Raw genomic sequence first — 20,751 nt, 5'->3', positions numbered from 1 at the left:
CGTGGGGCGCTGGTTTCATCATCGCTACAACGACTCCCGAGGATTCAAGGAACCGCGCATGGACTTTCCCCACATCAGTGGCTCGCTGGGCATCGTGCATCCCCTCTGCATCGAGCAGGGGCGTAATGCCGAGGTCTGGGACGAGCAGGGCCGGCACTATATCGACTTCATCGGCGGCATCGGCGTGCTCAACCTGGGACATGGTCACCCGACCGTCGTCGAGGCGGTCAAGGTCCAGGTCGAGACGCTGATGCATTCTGCCTTCAATGCCCTGCCGCACCGCGGCTACCTAGAGGTGGTCGAGGCCCTGGATGCCTTCGTGCCGGTGGACTACCCGCTGTCCTGCATGCTCACCAACAGCGGCGCCGAGGCCACCGAGAACGCGCTCAAGGTGGCCCGTGCCGCCACCGGTCGCCAGGCGGTGATCGCCTTCGACGACGGCTTCCACGGCCGAACCCTGGCGGCGCTCAACCTCAATGGCAAGGTCAAGCCCTACAAGAGCCGGCTCGGCGCCCTGCCGGGGCCGGTGTTCCACTTGCCGTTTCCCAGTCAGGACAGCGGCGTGAGTGCCGACGAGGCCATGGCGGCGCTGACGCGTCTCTTCGAGGTGGAAGTTCCCAGCGACGAGGTGGCGGCGATTATCGTCGAGCCGGTTCAGGGGGAGGGCGGCTTTCGCCTGCTCGATGCCGGCTTCGCCGGCCGCCTTCGGTCTTTGTGCGATGAGCACGGCATCGTGCTGATCCTCGACGAGATCCAGTCCGGCTTCGGGCGGACGGGCCAACGCTTCGCGTTCTCTCATCTGGGCATCGAGCCCGACCTGTTGCTGATGGGCAAGAGCATGGCCGCGGGCCTGCCGCTGGCCGCCGTTGTAGGCAAGCCAGCACTCATGGATACCCTGCCCAAAGGCGGGCTGGGCGGCACCTATTCAGGCAATGCCGTGGCTTGCGCCGCCGCCAGGACGGTCATGAACCTGATGAGCGAAGATCGCCTGCACCAGTGGGGCGAGGCCCAGGAAGCGGCCATCGTCGCGGCGCATGATGACTGGCGCGAGCGCTTCCCGATGGTGGGCGCCCTGACTGGGATCGGCGCCATGCGCGGCATCGCCTTCGAGGACACCGAACACGCCACCGGCGCCGAGCACCTGGCGGCGCTGCTGGCGGCCGGCCGAGAAGCCGGCGTGCTGCTCATGCCCAGCGGGCGGCGGCGCAACGTGCTGCGTCTGCTGGCGCCGCTGACCATCGAGCCCGAGATCATGGACGAAGGCTTGGCACGTATTACCCGTGCGTTGGAGACGCTGACGCCATGATCGCCCGGCTAGAGACGAGTCAGGCCACCGTTGAGGTGTATCGTCACTTCCTCGAGGCCCTCGCAGACGCCGGCTTCGAGGGCGAGATCGCCCCCGACTACGCCAACCGCACGGTGCTGGCCACCGACAACTCGATCTACCAGCGCCTGCCCCAGGCGGTGATCTATCCCAGCAACGCCACCGATCTCGAGCGCCTGGCCCGGCTGGCCGCTCGCGACGAGTTCCGCCGGGTGGCGCTCGCCCCCCGCGGCGGCGGCACCGGCACCAACGGCCAGTCGCTGACCGACGGCCTGGTGGTCGACGTCTCCAAGCACATGAACGCCATCCTCGACATCGACGTCGAGGCGCGCCGGGTGCGCGTCCAGGCCGGCGTGGTCAAGGACCAGCTCAATGCCGCGCTCAAGCCCCACGGGCTGTTCTTCGCCCCCGAGCTCTCCACCTCCAACCGCGCCACCCTCGGTGGCATGATCGCCACCGATGCCAGCGGCCAGGGCAGCTGCGAGTACGGCAAGACCCGCGACCATGTGCTCGAACTCGACAGCGTGCTGCTCGGCGGCGAGCGCCTGGTCACCCGCCCGGTGGACGACGACGAGCTCGAGGCGCTGTGCCAGCGCGACGACGCCGTGGGCCGGGTGCATCGCATGGCCCGCGAGATCATCGACACCGAGCGCGAGCGCATCCGCGACACCTTCCCGCCGCTCAACCGCTGCCTGACCGGCTACGATCTCGCCCATCTGCGCACCGAGGACGGCAAGTTCGACCTCAACAGCGTGCTGTGCGGCGCCGAGGGCTCGCTGGCCTTCACCAGCGAGGCGGTGCTCAACGTGCTGCCGATCCCGAAGCATTCGACCCTGGTCAACGTGCGCTACGCCGGCTTCATGGACGCCCTGCGCGACGCCAAGGCGCTGATGGCGAGCTCCGCCTCTCCAACGTCCATCGAGACGGTGGACGACAAGGTGCTGGGCCTGGCCCAGCAGGACTTCGTGTGGGACAGCGTCGGCGAGTTCTTTCCTGACACCGGCGACACGCCGACCCACGGCATCAACCTGGTCGAGTTCAACGACGACGATCCCGAGCGCCTGAGTGAGCGGGTCGCGGCCTTCTGCGAGCACCTCGCCCAGGACGACAGCGTCACCCGCCTGGGCTACACCCAGGCCGTGGGCCGCGCGGCGATCACCCGGGTCTACGGCATGCGCAAGCGCGCCGTGGGCCTGCTCGGCAACGTCCAGGGCGAGAAGCGCCCGCTGCCCTTCGTCGAGGACACCGCGGTGCCGCCGGAGCAGCTGGCCGATTACATCGCCGAGTTCCGCGCCCTGCTCGACGCCCGCGGCCTGGCCTACGGCATGTTCGGCCACGTCGACGCCGGCGTGCTGCACGTGCGCCCGGCGCTGGACATGAAGGACCCGGCCCAGGAGGCGATGATCCGCGAGATCTCCGACGAGGTCGCCGCGCTGACGCAGAAATACGGCGGCCTGCTGTGGGGCGAGCACGGCAAGGGCGTGCGCTCGGAGTACGCCCCGGCCTTCTTCGGCCCGCTCTACCCGAGCCTGCAGCGGCTCAAGGGCGCCTTCGACCCGCATAACCAGCTCAATCCGGGCAAGATCGCGACACCGCTCGCTGTTTCCACGCCGCCCGAAGACGCGGGTAGGGCTCCCTCGGCAGAGAGCGAGACCTCGGAAGCCGAGAACGACGACGAGCAGGCCGTGAAGTGGGTCGATCCGGGACTGCTGGCCATCGATGGGGTGCCGACCCGCGGCCAGCACGACCGCCGGATCGACGAGCGGGTCTGGCAGGCCCACGGCGACGCCGTCTACTGCAACGGCAACGGCGCCTGCTACAACTACGACCCCGACGACGCCATGTGCCCGTCGTGGAAGGCCACCCGCCAGCGCATCCATTCGCCCAAGGGCCGCGCCAGCCTGATGCGTGAATGGCTGCGCCTGCAGGGCGAGGCCGGCGTCGACGTGCTCGAGGCCTCGCGCGACGCCCGACGCGGCGGCGCCTGGGGCGCGCTCAAGGCCTTCCCCGGCAAGCTGAAGAACACCCTGGCCAAACGCCGCGGCGAGGACGACTTCTCCCACGAGGTCTACGACGCCATGGCGGGCTGYCTGGCCTGCAAGTCCTGCGCCGGCCAGTGCCCGGTGAAGGTCAGCGTGCCGACCTTCCGCTCGCAGTTCCTCGAGGTCTATCACGGCCGCTACCTGCGTCCGCCCCGCGACTACCTGATCGGCGGGCTGGAGTTCATGATGCCGGCGCTGTCCCGCGTCGCGCCGCTCTACAACGCCGCCCTGGGCAACCGCTGGATCAGCCGCCTGCTGGCAGGCCCCGTGGGCATGGTCGACAGCCCCCGGTTGTCCCGGGCGCGCCTCGACAAGCAGCTCGAGGCCTGGGGCGTGCCCGAGGCCACGCCGACCACGCTTGGCCGACTCACCGCGGCTCAGAAGGCCAACAGCGTGGTGCTGGTGCAGGACGCCTTCACCAGCCACTTCGAGTCCCGGCTGGTGATGGACGTGGTCGAGCTGCTCGAGCGCCTCGACGTGCGGGTGTTCGTCGCGCCCTTCGCGCCCAACGGCAAGCCGCTGCACGTGCAGGGCTTCCTCGGCGCCTTCGAGCGCACCGCCGAGAAGCAGGCCGAGCGCCTGCGGACGCTGGCCGAGGCCGGCGTGCCGCTGGTCGGCATCGACCCGGCGATGACCCTGACCTACCGCCAGGAATACGTGAAGGCGCTGGGCGCCGAGGCCGTGCCCGAGGTGCAGCTGCTGCCCGAATGGCTGAGTGAGCGGTTGGCAGAGCGAGCGCCCGAGCTGGCACCGCAGGGCGCCCGCCTCGACGACCCCGGCTACCGGCTGCTCGCCCACTGCACCGAGAAGACCAATGCCCCGGGCACGCCCAGGGCCTGGCAGCGGCTGTTCGCCGCCTTCGGCCTCGAGCTCGAGGTGGTCGCCACCGGCTGCTGCGGCATGTCCGGCACCTATGGTCACGAGGCGCGCAACCTCGAGACCTCGAAGACCATCTACGCCCAGTCCTGGCAGCCCAAGGTCGAGGACCCGGCCAACGCCGGACGGCTGCTGGCCAGCGGCTACTCCTGCCGCAGCCAGGCCAGGCGGCTCTCGGATGCCGCCCTGCCCCATCCGCTGCAGGGGCTTCTGACCGCGCTCAAATGTGCCACCTGAGGTCCCGTGCACTAAAAACGCTGTGATACTTCCAACAAGAGACCAACGAGGTAGATGACATGACCACTCATTCCTGCGTCTCCGCCGACGAGATCCGCGACCGCTTCTCCAAGGCCATGTCGGCCATGTACCAGGCCGAGGTGCCCCAGTACGAGGCCCTGCTGGCGCTGGTCGACGAGGTGAACCGCGAGACCCTGACGCGCGATCCGGCCCTGGCCGAGCGCCTCGAGGCCTTTGATGAGCTGGGCCGCCTCGGCGTCGAGCGCCACGGCGCCATCCGCGTCGGCAGCGCCGAGGAGCTGGCCATGCTGCGCCGGCTGTTCGCGGTGATGGGCATGCATCCGGTGGGCTACTACGACCTCGCCGAGGCCGGCGTGCCGGTGCACTCCACCGCCTTCCGCCCGGTCGACGACGCGGCGCTGGCGCGTAATCCCTTCCGCCTCTTCACCTCGCTGCTGCGCCTGGAGCTGATCGAGAGCGCCGAGCTGCGCGAGCGGGCCGCGGCGATCCTCGCCCAGCGCGACATCTTCACCCCCGAGGCCCGGGAGCTGATCGCGCTGGCCGAGCGCCAGGGCGGGCTCACCGACGAGCAGGCCGAGCGCTTCGTCACCGCGGCGCTGGAGACCTTCCGCTGGCACCGCGACGCCACCGTGGATCTGGCCACCTACGAGGCGCTGCACGCCGAGCACCGGCTGATCGCCGACGTGGTCTGCTTCCGCGGGCCGCACATCAACCACCTGACCCCCCGCACCCTGGACATCGACGAGGTCCAGCGGCGCATGCCGGCGGCCGGCATGAGCCCCAAGGCGGTGATCGAGGGCCCGCCGCGGCGCGACTGCCCGATCCTGCTGCGCCAGACCAGCTTCAAGGCGCTGGAGGAGCCGATCCGCTTCGCCGGCGATCACCGGGGCACCCACACCGCGCGCTTCGGCGAGATCGAGCAGCGCGGCGTGGCGCTGACCGCCGAGGGCCGGGCGCTCTACGATCGCCTGCTCGCCGCTTCCAGGGAGCGCACCGCCGGGCTCGCCCATGAAGATCATCAGCGGGCCCTGGCCGAGGCCTTCGCCGACTTCCCGGACGACGAGGCCACGCTGCGCCGCCGCGGCCTGGCGTTCTTCGAGTACCGGCTGACCGACGCCGGTCGCGCCTCCGGCTTGGTCGACGCCTCGGACCCAGAGGCGCTGATCGAGCGCGGCCTGGTGGTCGCCCGGCCGATCACCTACGAGGACTTCCTGCCGGTCAGCGCGGCGGGCATCTTCCAGTCGAACCTGGGCGATGGCGGCGGTGAGGCCTACGCCGGCCACGCCAACCGCGCGGCCTTCGAGGCCGACCTGGGGGCGGCGGTGACCGACGAGCTTACCCTCTACGCCGAGCGGGAACGCGCCTCGCTGGCCGCGGTGCGCGAGGCGCTGGCCGGCTAAGCCGGCGGCCCCAACGCGCCCGGTTCCGGCGCCGCCTTGCCTCGCGAGGGCGGCGCTCGGCTATGATGGGGGGCCGCCCATGGACCGGGACCCCGCATGCCGCTGCTGTCTCTCCTCGATACGCTGTCGCCGCTGTCCGGCGGCCTCGACCTCACGCTGATTGATCTCGCCCGGCATCAGTGGACACCCCGTTAAGTCAGTACACTGAACGAGGTGAACCATGGCCAGGCAAGCAACGTCGATGAAGTAGACCCTTACCCGCTACTTCCGGGCCTACAGCCAGCGTCCCGCGGCAAGGCCTACGTGCCAAGACAGCCCGCAAGTTCACGACGAACGGCGGCGACAACGCCTGTGCCGAGAGCGTCTTTCACCGCTTCAAGGTCGAGGCCATTCATGGGATCAAAATCTGAATCGATTAAGATGACCGGCCAAATTTTTTCGCCACCTAACAATGAAAGATGACCGCGGCCATATGCATCTATCTATCAAGAATAAAATAAGGGGCGGGGGTCAGAGTGTCGATGGAGACATTAACAGCCAGCAACAGGTGTCTTGATGTCGGGCATTTTTTTTGGCATCTCTTCCTCAGAAGCAGGAGCGCTGATGATCTTCTCCAGGCTCTCTATAGTCTTGAAGGTACAAGAGCAAGAAATGCTCTGGCACTGATAATAGGCTTCCTTCATCGTTCTCGTGATATAGCGACTCGTTCTCGTGTGTGCCGAACTTTCGCATACTGGACAGCGCATCATAGTGGGTGCCTTTGTTGGTGATGGAAAAATGCATGATAAGCCGAAGTTTTCTTGTCTATATCAATAAGATAAAGCTTATTCACGCATTTATAATCCAACCCTAACCCAAGCACAACCGGAGCGTGATTTTTCATCAATCACACAACATTTACCTGTTACCAAAGGGGGGCATGTTGTGTGAGAGGTGGGCAAACATGCTTCCCTTTCGACAAGGAAGCGCTCATGTTCTTATGAAGCCTCATTCATCAACATGAGTATTACACAATGTCTATCCAAGATAAGATTCAAACCGCTTCCTGGTCTCGTGCAGATGCACTTAAAGTGACGTTCGATGACCCGACCACGACTCAACCCGAGGTCGGCTATGACTTCCCGGTGCTGGACGACGATCTCTTCATCTGGGATACCATGCCGCTCCGGAACCTGAACGGTGATGTGGTATCAGTCGATGGCTGGTCGATCATCTTCACTCTCACCGCTGATCGCAAGCCCGAAGAGTTTACCTATGAAGATGGTAGTTACGATATTGACTCCGACTGGACGGACCGTCATGGGCGGGCACGCATGTGCTACTGGTACGCTAAGGATAGTAAAAGCTGGACCTTTGGCGGACGGGTAATGCAAGAAGGCGTTTCCCCGACCACGCGAGAGTGGGCTGGCACGCCTATTTTGCTCAACGACAAAGGTGATATGGAGCTCTACTATACCGCCGTCACCCCCGGGGCGACCATGGCGAAAGTCAAAGGCCGTATCGTCACCACGGAAACGGAAGTCGAGCTGCATGGTTTCGATGATGTAAAAGAGCTCTTCACCGCCGATGGTGTCTACTATCAGACAATGGATCAAAATCCGCTCACCAACTTCCGTGATCCTGCTCCTTTCATTGATCCGAATGACGGCAAGCTGTACATGCTGTTTGAAGGCAATGTGGCCGGCAATATCGGTGAGCATGTCATCACTACCGAAGACATGGGGCATGTTCCGCCTGGCTTCGAGGAGGTCGGCGGTGCCCGTTTCCAGAGTGGTTGCGTTGGCATTGCCGTTGCGACCGACCTGACAGGGGATAACTGGGAGCTCCTCCCGCCGCTGGTCACCGCAGTTGGCGTGAACGACCAGTTGGAGCGTCCGCACTTCGTGTTCAAGGATGGGAGGTACTATCTCTTCACCATCAGTCACCAGTACACCTATTCCGATGGCCTGGATGGCCCTGATGGGGTATATGGCTTTGTTAGTGACTCCTTGTTCGGGCCGTTTGAGCCGCTGAACGGGTCAGGCCTTGTGCTGGGCAACCCCTCTTCCCAGCCGTTCCAGACATACTCGCACTGCGTGATGCCGAATGGCCTTGTGACATCCTTTATCGATAGCGTAGAGAAAGGTGGCAAGACCGAAGACTACCGCATCGGCGGCACTGAGGCGCCGACTTTGGAACTCAAGATCGAAGGAAATAATACCTATGTTGTCAAGGAGTACGACTACGGATTTATTCCTCCGATGGGCAATGTGGTAACCAAATAAGGAAGGCGCGATGTATGGTGGCGGACTCTTTGTCCGCCACCTTATAAAGGGCGGGAAAATGGACATATCGAGTGTGATCGTCGTCGCAAAAGATCTCTTCAAGGGAGATTCACTCCTCACAGGAATGCTGGTCTCTGTCGTCATATCAACATTGAGAGTTGTCTCAAAAGGAGGGGGGAAGCTAGAGGTTTTGCTTGAAGCAATGCTATGTGGCTGTTTGACCTTCGTGTCTTACTCCCTGATGAACTATCTCGGTGTGTCTGATGAGTTGACGGTTACCGTAGGAGGCGTCATAGGGTTCATGGGTGTTCAGAAAGTACGCTTTTTCATAGATAAAGCCATCAGCAGCAAGGTATCATAACCATGCTGCACATAGGCTATGGGATCTTTCTTATCTCCTTTAATCAAGAGGCGGTGGAAATAGCTATTACTTTCAGCTTCTAGTGCGTTATCTTGATCATTCCATGATAGATGCTAGTATCGTGTGGCATGATAAATGTCGACCAATAAGCACATGTGGCAAGCGGACAGTAGGGGTCCAGATATGTTAACAGAGCACTTTGACATAGTTGAAGTTAGGCACTCATCACTTTTGAAGGAAGTCAATGAGCTTTTGAAAGAAGGGTGGAGATTGTTGGGAACGTCACATGGCGTTGATGAGAATAGCTATCCCATTGTCATTTATGCATTGGGCCGGGAGGAATAGTGTAGGGCATGGATACACACCAGGCCGTCTCGAGCTCGCCTCTCACCGGCCTATCGTGGATCTCGCAAGTGCTGTCGATGACAGCCCGGGTGGCCTCTCCCGGCAACAACGAGGTGCCCTGTCCAAGAGCGCTGCGCCTCCTGCAAGCGATCGCCGCGACCGCGGTCGGAGGCCTCCTTCTCTGCGTGGCGACATCTGGCCGTGTTCTGCCACCTGCATCAGGCAAGCCCGCCATAACGTCTCGCGGCTGAATTTCCTGCCGGACGAAAACCGACGAATTCTGCCTCCGTCGTGCAAGACGGCACTCTTCATGATCGATATTTTTTAAGCATGATCATTCACCATCAAATCCAGTAACTCTCATGAGAATGTAGATTTCCCCCAATGTTCGAGCAGCATATCGATGAACAACTGGGCTGTACTGGAAATACTATGCGAGTTGCTTCTCACCAGCCCGATGGTGCGCTGAACGCGTGGCTCAGGAAGCTCACGTGAACACAGGGTGTCATGGTCGGGGCCAGGCATGGTCATTTTGGGCAGGATCGCCACGCCAAGGCCTGATTCGACAAGGCCTAGAGAGGTGGAGAGGTGCTGGACTTCGTAGAAGCTATTCAACCTGATGCCTTCAGCCGAGAGCGTATTGTCCAGTAGCATCCTGTTGCCACTGTCTCTGCTCACGGTGATCAACCTGACCTGTTCGAGGTCGGACCATACGACCTGGTCTTTATACGCCAGGGGATGATCGGAACGTAGCGCTAGAACGAACGGGTCTTGTAGCAGCGGTGTGAAAGAGACTTCGGGGCTTTGTGCGCTGAACATATTGATGCCGAAGTCGGCTTCACCGCTGATGACTTTCTCCAATCCTTCCTTGGCGCTGACATCGAGGATCTTGATGCGAATTCCCGGCCATGCCTCGCTGAAGCCACGTATCACGCTAGGCAAGAAATAGAACGCTGCGGTGGGGATGCAGGCGATGGTGACCGTTCCCTTCTGGTGGGTGGCCAGCTCACGAATGCCCAGGATCGATGATTCGTACTCCTCGATCATGCGCCTCGCACGGGGAAGGAAGTCCGTTCCGATGGGGGTCAGCCGCGTGCGCCGAGTGGTTCGTGCCAGCAGTTCGACCTCCAGCAGCTCCTCGAGCTTTTGAACTCGTCGGGATAGGGCCGGTTGAGAGAGATGGAGACGTTGTGCGGCCTCGTGGAAGGAGCCCAGCTCTGCGACCAGGATAAAGGCTTGTAAATCAAGGAACTCTAGGCGATGCAGCATATCCTTACTCTTGCATGGAGTAGTGGCTATTGATAACAATAGCACATTAATGCGAAAAGCAAATTATTTGTCGATTTTATTTGCATTTGAGGCATTAAAGGGGCCCTGACATGCTCATATCACAACTTCCAGACGCGATATGGCATGACGACGATGAACAGCATTCCCTGCATGATCATGCGTGGTGGTACTTCTCGAGGCCCTTTCCTGCGTATGAGAGACCTTCCCGACAGCCAGGAAGAGCAAGCCGAGATCCTTCTCAACCTTATGGGATCGGGTCATGCTCTCCAGATCGATGGCATCGGAGGAGGGGATCCGCTGACCAGCAAGGTCGCCATCGTGGAACGTTCCTCCGATCTCGAGGCGGACGTCGACTACTTGTTTGCCCAAGTCGATGTGCTCAGCCGTCGCGTCGATTTCAATCCGAACTGTGGCAACATGCTGTCCGCGGTGGGGCCGTATGCCATCGAGACGGGACTGGTGGAGGTCCAGGAAGGAACCACTATCGTCCGCGTACGCAATCTCAACACCCAGCGCCTGATCGAGTGCCACGTGCCGACGCCGGGTCGTCAGGTAACCTATGAGGGCGATACGCGTATCAGCGGCGTCCCGGGGGAGGCCGCCGGCATCCAGCTCAGCTTCCTCGATATCGTCGGGACCAAGACCGGTGCGCTGTTGCCGACCGGGCGAGCCAGCGACACGATCGAGGGCATCGAAGTGACCTGTCTCGATGCCGCCACTCCCATCATCATGATCGATGCGGCCGACCTCGGCCTCAGCGGCCAGGAATCACCCGCGGAACTGGATGATCATCGCGCCATGCTGGAGCGGCTGGAGCGGATTCGTCGCGAGGCCGGGCATCGAATGGGCCTGGGGGATGTCAGCCAGAGTGTCTTGCCCAAGCCCGTGTTGGTGTCGGCACCGGCCGATGACACCAGTACGCTGTGCACCCGCTACTTCGTGCCTCACCGCTGCCACAAGGCCATTGCCGTGACGGGAGCCATCGCCGTGGCCACCGCGGTCAGTGTCCCGGGCACCGTGGCCAACCGAATCGCGGTGGAGGCGGGAAGACTGGAGGCCGATGGTCAGCTGCCGCAGGTAAAGCTGGAACATCCCTCCGGGTTCATCGACCTGGATGTCGAGCACCGTTGCGGAAACCCTGTCGACATTGCTCGTGTCTCCCTCATTCGCACCGCCAGGAAGATCATGAGCGGGACCATCTTCTACTCGCTTCCTTCCGCCCCCGGCCCGGATATGCTGACGTCAAAAGCCAGCTGAATGATGGGATCTCCACCATCAACCGCCATGACAACGACAACACGCCAGGAGTAATGCCATGAATATCCAAAAGACTGCGACGGTTTCTCTCTCGTTCAAGCGGCTCAAGAAAGCCGCGTTGCTCGGGCTTGCTATCACCGGCCTGGGCCTCACGACCTCCGCCCAGGCTCAAGACCCTGAAGTGCCCGGTAACATCAAGTGGACCATTCCCTTTGGCGTCGGCGGCGGTACGGATGTCTGGGCACGCTTTTTCTCCCCCTGGCTCAGCGAGTCACTGCCGGGAGAGCCGACCATCATGATCGATAACGTGCCCGGTGGTGGCTCCATCAATGGTGCCAACCTGTTCGCCGTGCGTGCGAAGTCGGATGGTAGCCACTGGTTAGGAACCTCGGCCTCGACGCAATATCCGGCCATGCTGGAGGATCCTCGCGTCCGCTACGACTACAGCGATTGGACGCCCATCCTGGCCACACCGACGGGTGGGGTGGTCTACGCCCAGCCCGATCTCGGCGAGACGGCCGAGACGGCGCTGGACGCTCTGTTGGCACAGCCGGTCAAGCTGGCGGCGCAGAACCCCACCGGCGTCGAGCTTCCGGTACTGATCGCCCTGGATATGCTGGGCGCCGACGTTCAGGCCGTGTTCGGCATGCGCAGCCGGGGGGAAGGACGCCTGGCATTCGAGCGTGGTGAAGCCGACATCGACTTCCAGACCACCTCCGCCTATCTGAGCAACGTCACGCCGCTGGTGGAGGCCGGCAAAGCGGTGCCGCTGTTCTCGCTTGGGGCGCTGAACGATGAAGGCGAGATCGTCCGCGACCCGGCGTTCCCTGATCTACCCACCTTCAATGAGGTCTACCAGGCTCGGCATGGCGAGGCACCGACGGGCAATGAGTACCAGGCGTTCCGCAAGTTCTTTGCCTCCGGCTATGCCCTGCAGAAGCTGATCATGGTGCCGAAGGACACCCCCCAGGCCCTGATCGAGACCTATCGCCAGGCGGCCCGTGACTTCGTGGGCACCGACGCGTTCAAGGAAGATGCCGCGGCGCAGCTTGGCCCCTATACGCCGGTCATCGGCGAGACCGTCCAGCGCCACCTTGAAGATGCCATGTCCATCGATGACGCAACGCGCGACTGGCTGGCCGACTGGCTGCAGTCGGAGCACGGCGCCAAGATCTGACCCGCAGTGGATTCTGCCGGCCCGTGAGGGCCGGCAACCCTGGCTCCTCTCGATCACACAATACAAGAGCCATACGCCATGCTCGATATCCTTCTCTCCAGCCTGGGGCAGCTCTTCACCCTGTCCCATCTGCTCTTCATGATGCTGGGCGTGCTGGTCGGCCTCGTCGTCGGCATCATCCCCGGCCTCGGGGGCATCGCCGGCATGTCGCTGCTGTTGCCCTTCCTCTACGGCATGGAACCGACGGTAGCCCTTGGCATGCTGATGGGCCTGGTCGCCGTGATCCCCACCGGTGATACCTTCGCCTCCGTGCTGCTGGGTATCCCCGGCTCCAGCGCTTCCCAGGCGACCGTCATCGATGGTTTCTCGCTGGCCAAGCGCGGCCAGGCCGCACGCGCGCTGTCCAGCGCCTTCCTGTCCTCGATGATCGGGGGCATTATCGGTGCCGTCGTGTTGACGGGGTTTATCCTGATCGCCCGTCCGCTGGTGCTGTCGTTCTCATCCTCCGAGCTCTTCATGCTGACCCTGCTCGGCCTGTCGATGGTGGCCGTTCTCTCCGGACGTGACCTCTTCAAGGGGCTGGCCGCCTGCGGCCTGGGCCTGCTGGTGGGCGCCATCGGCATGGCACCGGCCACCGGTGAATTTCGCATGAATTTCGGGCTCGACTATCTCTACGATGGCCTGCCGCTGGTGGTGGTGGGGCTCGGGATCTTCGCTCTCCCTGAGATCGTTGACCTTCTGGTCAAGCGGGGGGCCATCGCCGAAGAGCCATGCAATCTTGGCGAAGGTTGGCGCAATGGCATCCGCGATGTCCGTGAACAGCGTGGTCTCGTGGCGCGCTGTGCCGCTATCGGTAGCCTGATCGGCACCATTCCAGGCCTGGCCGGCTCGGTGGTCGACTGGCTGACCTATGGCCATGCCGTGCAAAGCGCCAAGGACAAGTCCGAATTCGGCAAGGGGGATATCCGTGGTGTCATCGCCCCCGAATCCGCCAACAATGCCTGCGCCTGTGGCGCCATGGTCCCGACCCTGTTGTTCGGCGTGCCGGGCTCGGGCACGGCCGCGGTGTTCCTGGGCGGGCTGTTGTTGCTCGGGCTGCAGCCCGGCGTCGGCATGATCGAGACCCACCTCGACCTGACCTACACCATTATCTGGTCGCTGGCCCTGGCCAACATCCTGGGGGCCGCGCTCTGCCTGGTGCTGGCTCGTCCGGTGGCTAGCCTGACTCGGGTACCCTTCGCCACGCTGGCCCCCTTGATCACGGTGCTGATCATGTTCGCCGCCTTTCAGGCCACGCGCTCCGCGGGTGACCTGCTCGCCCTGGGGGCGGTCGGCGTCCTGGGGGTCCTGTTCAAGCAGGCAAACTGGTCGCGCCCGGCCTTCCTGATCGGTTTCGTGCTGGCCCCGGGAGCGGAGGGCTATTTCTACCAGGCGGTGCAGTTCCAGGGCATGGACGCCTTCATGCGCCCCGGCGTATTGATCATCGGTGCGTTGATCCTGGCCGCCATGTTCATTCCCATGATGACCGGTGCATGGCGCAAGCGTCGCCAGGCCTCCACGGTCGGCGCCGCCGCCACGGTCCGCCCCGAACCTCCCACCCTGGGTAGCATCGACGTGGTGCTCTTCGTCGCCCTGCTGGGTACGGCTATCGTGGCATGGATCGAGATGGCCGACCTGAGCTTGATCGGCGGCATCATGCCGCGGCTGGCCATCGCGATTCTCGGCGTTTCCTGCTTGATGGAGATCGCCCGCTGCCTGGTGCGCCGCCCCCAGTGGCAGCATCAAGTCATCGGCCTGCAGGGCCTCTGGCTGGTGGGCTTCTTTGCCCTGGTAGGTGCCATACTGCTATTCGGCTTCATCACTGCGGCGACGTTGTTCAGCCTCGTTTTCCTGCTGGCCATTGCGCGTCTCAAGCCTTGGGTGGCGGTTTCCATGTCGCTCGGGGTCACGGCCTTCCTGGTGGGCATGGCCGAATTCCTGACGCTGACCTATCCGAGTGGGCTGATCGACCCCTGGCTGTTCGGTTGACCACGTCCTGTCTGACACGTTTACCGTGGGCCGGCGACCATCCGCGTTGCCGGCCCGCGCCACGAAAGGAGACCCCATGAGCACTTCGTCCCTACCGGAGACGCTGCAGACCCTCGACGCCGCCGGCACCACCTTCCACTACCATAGCCTGCCCAAGGCCGCCGAGACGCTGGGCGACATCGAGCGTTGCCGATGACGCTGAAGATCCTGCTCGAGAACCAGCTGCGCTTCGCCGATCAGGAAGGCGTCGAGCGCGAGGACATGCAGGCGCTGGTCGACTGGCAGAAGACCGCCTCGTCCGATCGCGAGATCGGCTACCGCCCGGCCCGGGTGCTGATGCAGGACTTCACCGGCGTGCCCGGCGTGGTCGACCTGGCCTCGATGCGCGCCGCGGTCGAGACCCTCGGCGAGCAGCCCTCGCGCATCAACCCGCTGTCGCCGGTGGACCTGGTGATCGACCACTCGGTGATGGTCGACCACTTCGGCGATCCCAGCGCCTTCAAGGACAACGTCGCCATCGAGATGGAGCGCAACCGCGAACGCTACGAGTTCCTGCGCTGGGGCCAGCAGGCCTTCGACAACTTCCGCGTGGTGCCGCCGGGCACCGGCATCTGCCACCAGGTCAACCTCGAGTACCTGGGCAAGACGGTGTGGACCAAGGAGGAGGACGGCAAGACCTTCGCCTATCCCGACACCCTGGTCGGCACCGACTCCCACACCACCATGATCAACGGCCTGGGCGTGCTCGGCTGGGGCGTCGGCGGCATCGAGGCCGAGGCGGCCATGCTCGGCCAGCCGGTGTCGATGCTGATCCCCGAGGTGGTGGGCTTCAAGCTCACCGGCAAGCTGCGCGAGGGCATCACCGCCACCGACCTGGTGCTGACGGTGACCCAGATGCTGCGCAGCCGCGGCGTGGTCGGCAAGTTCGTCGAGTTCTACGGCGACGGCCTCAAGGACCTGCCGCTGGCCGACCGCGCCACCATCGCCAACATGGCCCCGGAATACGGCGCCACCTGCGGCTTCTTCCCGGTCGACGACGAGACCCTCACCTACATGCGCCTGACCGGCCGCGACGAGGAGCAGATCGCCCTGGTCGAGGCCTACTGCAAGGCCCAGGGCCTGTGGCGCGAACCCGGCGCCGAGCCGGTCTTCAGCGATACCCTCGAGCTCGACATGGGCGACGTCGAGGCCAGCCTGGCCGGCCCCAAGCGGCCCCAGGACCGCGTCAACCTGGCCGACATGCCGACGGCCTTCGCCAAGGTGATGGAAGACGACGGCAAGCCGCTCGAGGCGCCCTCCGAGAAGGGCAAGCTGATGTCCGAAGGCGGCCAGACCGCGGTCGGCGTCGAGGAGAGCTACGAGCACCACGACAGCCAGCAGGTCGACCTCGAGGGCGAGGCCTTCCGCCTCGACCCCGGCGCGGTGGTGATCGCCGCCATCACCTCCTGCACCAACACCTCCAACCCCAGCGTGATGATGGCCGCCGGCCTGCTGGCGCGTAACGCCCGGGAGCGCGGCCTCGACACCAAGCCCTGGGTCAAGACCTCGCTGGCCCCCGGCTCCAAGGTGGTCACCGACTACCTGGCCGCCGGCGGCGTGCAGGACGACCTCGACGCCCTGGGCTTCAACCTGGTCGGCTACGGCTGTACCACCTGCATCGGCAACTCCGGCCCGCTGCCCGGCCCGATCGAGCAGGCCATCACCGACGGCGACCTGACCGTGGCCTCGGTGCTGTCCGGCAACCGCAACTTCGAGGGCCGCGTCCATCCGCAGGTGAAGACCAACTGGCTGGCCTCGCCGCCCCTGGTGGTGGCCTATGCCCTGGCCGGCAACGTGCGCAAGGACCTGGCCCGCGACCCGCTGGGCATCGACCGCGACGGCAAGCCGGTCTACCTGCAGGACATCTGGCCCTCCCAGGCCGAGATCGCCGAGGCGGTGGAGAAGGTCCGCACCGAGATGTACCGCAAGGAGTACGCCGAGGTGTTCGAGGGCGACGAGGTGTGGAAGGCCATCGACGTCCCCGAGAGCGAGGTGTACCAGTGGGACGAGGCCTCCACCTACATCCAGCATCCGCCGTTCTTCGACGGCATGGGCCGCGACCCCGCCCCCACCGAGGACGTCCACCGCGCCCACGTGCTGGCCATGCTCGGCGACTCGGTGACCACCGACCACATCTCGCCGGCCGGCGCCATCAAGCCCGACAGCCCGGCGGGCCGCTACCTGCAGGAGCGCGGCGTCAAGCCGGTGGACTTCAACTCCTACGGCTCGCGGCGCGGCAACCACGAGATCATGATGCGCGGCACCTTCGCCAACGTGCGCATCAAGAACGAGATGCTCGACGGCGTGGTCGGCGGCGAGACCCGCCACGTGCCCTCCGGCCAGCAGATGGCCATCTATGACGCGGCCATGCAGTACCAGCAGGAAGGCACCCCGCTGGTGGTGATCGCCGGCAAGGAATACGGCACCGGCTCCTCCCGTGACTGGGCCGCCAAGGGCACCCGGCTGCTCGGCGTGCGCGCCGTGCTGGCGGAGTCCTACGAGCGTATCCACCGCTCCAACCTGATCGGCATGGGCGTGGTGCCGCTGCAGTTCCCCGAGGGCGAGACCCGCGAGACCCTGGGCCTGACCGGCGATGAGCGCGTCTCCATCAAGGGCCTCGACGATCTCGCCCCGGGCGGCAGGGTCGAGGTGACCATCGAGAGCGACAAGGGCGAGCAGACCCTCGAGGCGCTGTGCCGCATCGACACCGCCAACGAGCTGGAGTACTACCGCCACGGCGGCATCCTGCACTACGTGCTGCGCAAGATGATCGGCGCAGCCTGATTGGGGTATCCCCAGGCACTTTGGGAGTGACAGGCCCCGCCGGGGGATACCGGCGGGGCTTCGACGATCTCTTCCGGCTGGTGCTGACGCTGCTCTCGCTGCGGCTGGTCTGGCTCGGCGTTTCGCGCCTCTGGGGTAGCTGAGCGGAGACTCCGAGAGGGCTATCCGAGCCAGGCGCACGGCTCCCCACGTTGAAAGGCGTTCCCGCAAGGTGCCGCCATCCTCGGCGGACTTGGCGTATCTTGAAGGCAGTGCCGGCACCTCGTCGGCGCCCGACTCGCCGCTGCCGAGGCCGCCCATGCGCCGTTCCTTCTCCCTTCGCGCGCTGACCGCCGTGTCGATCGTCGGCCTGATGCTGATCGTGGCCGGGGTGCTGCTGTGGCACGGCGTCCGCGGTGCCGACAAGATGATGGTCCGCGCCGTGGAGGACACCGGCCGTCAGCTGGCCGTGACCACCGAGGAGCGGGCGCGGCGGCTGATCGACCCGGCCCGGGTGGTGGTGGCGCTGCTGGCCCAGGACGATCTGGCGTCGCGCCAGCGGCTCGTCGATCGCCTGCGCCATCTGCCGCTGCTGGCCGCCTCGCTGGAGGTGCACTCGGCGGCCAGCGCCGTCTACGTGGGCTACGAGGACGGCGACTTCCTGCTGCTGCGCCCGGCCGGGCGGGTGCCGCAGGCGCGGTTGCCCGAGGTGCCCGAGGCCGACGAGGCGGCGTATCTGGTGCAGGCGGTCGACCGCGATGCCGGCGGCAATGCCCAGGCCGAGTGGCGGCTCTACGACCGCGACCTGAACCTGCTCGGCCGGCGGCTCCAGCCGGGCGACGTCTTCGACCCCCGGGAGCGCCCCTGGTATCGGCGGGCGATGGCGGCCAGCGGCCCCTGGCTGACTGAGCCCTATGCCTTGTTCACCACCCGCGAGATCGGCATCACCTTGGCCCGGCGCAGCCGCGACGGTCGGTCGGTGGTGGGGCTTGATGCCTCGCTGGCCGATCTCGGCAGCGAAATGGACGCGCTGGGCATCACGCCCGGCACCCGGCTGGTGGTGGTGTCCCGCGATGGCCGGCTGCTGGCGCATCCCGACGTGGAGACGCTGCTCGCCGCGCCTGGCGGATCGCCGCGGCTGGCGACGCTGGACGAGCTCGATGACCCGGTGCTGCGGCGGCTCGGCCACCTGACCCGGGACGAGGGCGCCTCGCTGGGCGCCGCGGCCCCGGGCGAGGCGGCCTCCGGCGACGACGCCTTCGGCGCCTCCGCCAGCTTCCGGGTCGACGGCGAGGACTGGTTCGGCATGCGCCTGCCGTTCCGCATCCCCGGCGTGGAGCCGGCCACGCTGCTGATGGTGGTGCCGGAGCGCGAGCTGCTCGCCGGCACCCGCGAGCTGCTGTGGCAGCGTTCGCTGGTGGCCGTGCTGCTGGCCCTGGCGCTGCTGCCGCTGGGCGTGTGGGTCGGGCATCGGCTCAGCCGCCCGCTGAACGCCCTGGCCGAGCAGGTCCGGGCGCTGGGCGACTTCGACTTCTCGGCCTGCCGCGGGGTGCGCTCGCCGGTGCGCGAGGTGCAGCAGCTGAGCGGCGCGCTGACGGGCATGGCCGAGGGCATCGCGGGCTTCCAGCGCATGACCCGCACGCTGAGCCGCGAGCCGCGGCTGGACACGCTGCTCGCCACCGTGCTCGAGGACCTGCTGAACATCACCGACAGCCGCCACGGCGCCATCTACCTCGAGGACGAGAGCGATGCCACCCGCTTCGTCTGCGAGGCCGAGCGGGGCCAGGGCGATCCCGACGATCCGCTGCCGGCGTGCCTGACCCTGAAGGCCCCCGAGGAGGGCGGCATGGCGGCGCTGGAGCGCCGGGCCGCGGCCAGCGGCTATCTGGTGCAGCCGCTGTGCAATCGCAGCGGCCATCGCATGGGGCTGCTGGTGCTGGCGCTGCGCGCGTCGGGGCAGGGCGGCGATCGCTCCTGGCGGCGCTTCGTCGAGGAGCTCTCCGGCGCGGCGGCGGTGGCGATCGAGACCCGTCGACTGCTGGAGGGCGAGAAGCGCCTGCTGGATGCCATCGTCGAGCTGATCGCCGGCGCCACCGACGCCAAGTCGGCGCATACCGGCGGCCACTGCTCGCGGGTGCCGCAGTTGGCCGAGATGCTGCTGGAGGGCGCCCATCGCATGACCACCGGCCCCTTCGCCGACGAGACGCTGGACGACGAGCGCCGCACCGCCTTCCACCTGGCGGCCTGGCTGCACGACTGCGGCAAGCTGACCACGCCCGACGAGGTCATGGAGAAGGCCACCAAGCTGGAGACCCGCTACAACCGCATCCACGAGATCCGCACCCGCTTCGAGGTGCTGTGGCGCGACGCCGACGTCGCCTACTGGCGCGGGCTGGCCGAGGGCGGCGACGAGCCCACGCTGGCCGCGGCGCGCCAGCGCCGGCAGACCGAGCTGCAGGAGGCCTTTGGACGGGTGGCCGAGCTCAACCGCGGCGGCCAGGCGGTCGATGCGGACGGCCTGGCGCGGCTCGAGGCGATCGCCGACTGGCGCTGGTGGCGCCACTTCGACGACCGGCTCGGCGTGTCCGAGGAGGAGGCCGCACGATTGGCCCGCGAGCCCGAAGCCCCGCTCCCCGCCGAGGAGCGGCTGCTGGCCGACCGCCCCCGGCATCGCCTCGACTGGGCCGTCGCGCCGCCGCCGGTGGCCGAGGACGACCCGCGCAACCGCTGGGGCTTCGCCATGCAGCCGCCGGAGGTGGCCGGCGACCAGGGCGAGCTCTACAACCTGCGGGTGGCGCGCGGCACGCTCAACGACATCGAGCGCTTCCGCATCCAGGAGCACATCGTCCAGACCGTCATGATGCTCGAGTCGCTGCCCTGGCCGGCGCACCTGCGGCGGGTGCCGACCATCGCCGGCAACCATCACGAACGCATGGACGGCCAGGGCTATCCGCGCCGGCTGGTGCTGGCCGAGGCCAGCCTGGAGGAGCGCATCATGGCGGTGGCCGATGTCTTCGAGGCGCTGACCGCCGCCGACCGGCCCTACAAGCCGGGCCTGACGCTGTCGCGCTCGCTGTCGATCCTGGCCGGCATGGCCCGCGATGGCCATCTGGACCCCGATGTCTTTGCCCTGCTGCTCGACAGCGGCGTGTGGCGCGACTATGCCGCACGCTTCCTGGCCGCGGCGCAGATCGACGAGGTGGACATCGAAGCGCTCAAGCACGAGGCTGGATGTCCGACAACGAAAAGTGGAAATGGCGCTGCGGGCCGCGTTTCGTCCTGTACAGGGCAGGCCCCTAGGTCATAATGCACTTATAAAGCGCGTCA

11 protein-coding genes and 1 pseudogene are annotated in these 20,751 nt (G+C 65.5%); 10 read left to right on the top strand and 2 right to left on the bottom strand.

The window, feature by feature from the left end:
- The first annotated feature begins 58 nt into the window (after nucleotides 1–58).
- From UYS_RS0203385 to hglS, 3 genes are read left to right on the top strand one after another with little or no spacing between them, the layout of a single operon-like run.
- Nucleotides 59–1,306, top strand: coding sequence for a 2-aminoadipate transaminase (locus UYS_RS0203385; protein ID WP_016854084.1), 1,248 nt, complete (start codon nucleotides 59–61; stop codon nucleotides 1,304–1,306).
- A complete protein-coding gene (locus tag UYS_RS0203380; protein WP_016854083.1) occupies nucleotides 1,303–4,479 on the top strand; it encodes an FAD-binding and (Fe-S)-binding domain-containing protein in 3,177 nt (1,058 codons plus the stop codon). The genes UYS_RS0203385 and UYS_RS0203380 overlap by 4 nt, the downstream gene beginning before the upstream one ends.
- Before the next feature lie 59 nt (nucleotides 4,480–4,538).
- Nucleotides 4,539–5,900, top strand: a complete 1,362-nt coding sequence (hglS, locus tag UYS_RS0203375; protein ID WP_016854082.1) for a 2-oxoadipate dioxygenase/decarboxylase HglS — start codon at nucleotides 4,539–4,541, stop codon at nucleotides 5,898–5,900.
- 530 nt (nucleotides 5,901–6,430) lie between these two features.
- Here the strand turns inward: hglS and UYS_RS19030 are convergent.
- Entirely contained in the window at nucleotides 6,431–6,646 is a 216-nt protein-coding gene (locus UYS_RS19030) for an ogr/Delta-like zinc finger family protein (RefSeq protein WP_301339551.1), read from the bottom strand.
- Between the two features lie 267 nt (nucleotides 6,647–6,913).
- Here UYS_RS19030 and UYS_RS0203365 point away from each other — a divergent pair, with 267 nt between their 5' ends.
- Nucleotides 6,914–8,164 carry a glycoside hydrolase family 68 protein gene (locus UYS_RS0203365; protein WP_016854079.1) on the top strand — a complete coding sequence of 417 codons (1,251 nt, stop codon included), beginning with the start codon at nucleotides 6,914–6,916 and terminating at the stop codon, nucleotides 8,162–8,164.
- A gap of 10 nt (nucleotides 8,165–8,174) precedes the next feature.
- Nucleotides 8,175–8,525, top strand: coding sequence for a phage holin, lambda family (locus tag UYS_RS0203360; protein WP_016854078.1), 351 nt, complete (start codon nucleotides 8,175–8,177; stop codon nucleotides 8,523–8,525).
- 705 nt (nucleotides 8,526–9,230) lie between these two features.
- Here UYS_RS0203360 and UYS_RS0203355 read toward each other — a convergent pair.
- The gene (locus UYS_RS0203355; protein ID WP_016854077.1) at nucleotides 9,231–10,139 is read right to left on the bottom strand and encodes a LysR family transcriptional regulator; all 909 of its coding nucleotides are present in this window, start codon (nucleotides 10,137–10,139) and stop codon (nucleotides 9,231–9,233) included.
- A 144-nt stretch (nucleotides 10,140–10,283) separates the two neighbouring features.
- Here UYS_RS0203355 and UYS_RS16800 point away from each other — a divergent pair, with 144 nt between their 5' ends.
- The 5 genes and pseudogenes from UYS_RS16800 to UYS_RS18795 all read left to right on the top strand — a co-directional run bounded on the left by UYS_RS16800 (nucleotide 10,284) and on the right by UYS_RS18795 (nucleotide 20,731).
- Nucleotides 10,284–11,417 carry a 4-oxalomesaconate tautomerase gene (locus UYS_RS16800; protein ID WP_202802760.1) on the top strand — a complete coding sequence of 378 codons (1,134 nt, stop codon included), beginning with the start codon at nucleotides 10,284–10,286 and terminating at the stop codon, nucleotides 11,415–11,417.
- Nucleotides 11,418–11,475: 58 nt separating this feature from the next.
- A complete protein-coding gene (locus tag UYS_RS0203345; RefSeq protein WP_026068318.1) occupies nucleotides 11,476–12,594 on the top strand; it encodes a Bug family tripartite tricarboxylate transporter substrate binding protein in 1,119 nt (372 codons plus the stop codon).
- Nucleotides 12,595–12,672: 78 nt separating this feature from the next.
- On the top strand, nucleotides 12,673–14,622 hold the full coding sequence (locus UYS_RS0203340) for a tripartite tricarboxylate transporter permease (protein WP_016854074.1): 1,950 nt from the start codon (nucleotides 12,673–12,675) through the stop codon (nucleotides 14,620–14,622).
- A 76-nt stretch (nucleotides 14,623–14,698) separates the two neighbouring features.
- Nucleotides 14,699–17,445: pseudogene (gene acnA / locus UYS_RS16795) on the top strand (aconitate hydratase AcnA).
- 298 nt (nucleotides 17,446–17,743) lie between these two features.
- Complete coding sequence (locus UYS_RS18795; protein WP_016853434.1) at nucleotides 17,744–20,731, top strand: HD domain-containing phosphohydrolase; 2,988 nt, start codon at nucleotides 17,744–17,746, stop codon at nucleotides 20,729–20,731.
- Nucleotides 20,732–20,751 lie beyond the last annotated feature (20 nt).

The sequence above is a fragment of the Halomonas smyrnensis AAD6 genome (assembly GCF_000265245.1).
GTDB classification, from domain to species: Bacteria; Pseudomonadota; Gammaproteobacteria; order Pseudomonadales; family Halomonadaceae; genus Halomonas; species Halomonas smyrnensis.
Note: the sequence above shows the minus strand (reverse complement) of the source record. Positions and strands in the feature narration are given on the sequence as shown.

What these genes read in the sequence shown, in the direction of transcription:
- UYS_RS0203385 (WP_016854084.1), top strand. Translation starts at nt 59, where the DNA reads ATGGACTTTCCCCACATCAGTGGCTCGCTGGGCATCGTGCATCCCCTC.
- hglS (WP_016854082.1), top strand. Translation starts at nt 4,539, where the DNA reads ATGACCACTCATTCCTGCGTCTCCGCCGACGAGATCCGCGACCGCTTC.
- UYS_RS19030 (WP_301339551.1), bottom strand. Translation starts at nt 6,646, where the DNA reads ATGCGCTGTCCAGTATGCGAAAGTTCGGCACACACGAGAACGAGTCGC.
- UYS_RS0203365 (WP_016854079.1), top strand. Translation starts at nt 6,914, where the DNA reads ATGTCTATCCAAGATAAGATTCAAACCGCTTCCTGGTCTCGTGCAGAT.
- UYS_RS0203360 (WP_016854078.1), top strand. Translation starts at nt 8,175, where the DNA reads ATGTATGGTGGCGGACTCTTTGTCCGCCACCTTATAAAGGGCGGGAAA.
- UYS_RS0203355 (WP_016854077.1), bottom strand. Translation starts at nt 10,139, where the DNA reads ATGCTGCATCGCCTAGAGTTCCTTGATTTACAAGCCTTTATCCTGGTC.
- UYS_RS16800 (WP_202802760.1), top strand. Translation starts at nt 10,284, where the DNA reads ATGACGACGATGAACAGCATTCCCTGCATGATCATGCGTGGTGGTACT.
- UYS_RS0203345 (WP_026068318.1), top strand. Translation starts at nt 11,476, where the DNA reads ATGAATATCCAAAAGACTGCGACGGTTTCTCTCTCGTTCAAGCGGCTC.
- UYS_RS0203340 (WP_016854074.1), top strand. Translation starts at nt 12,673, where the DNA reads ATGCTCGATATCCTTCTCTCCAGCCTGGGGCAGCTCTTCACCCTGTCC.
- UYS_RS18795 (WP_016853434.1), top strand. Translation starts at nt 17,744, where the DNA reads ATGCGCCGTTCCTTCTCCCTTCGCGCGCTGACCGCCGTGTCGATCGTC.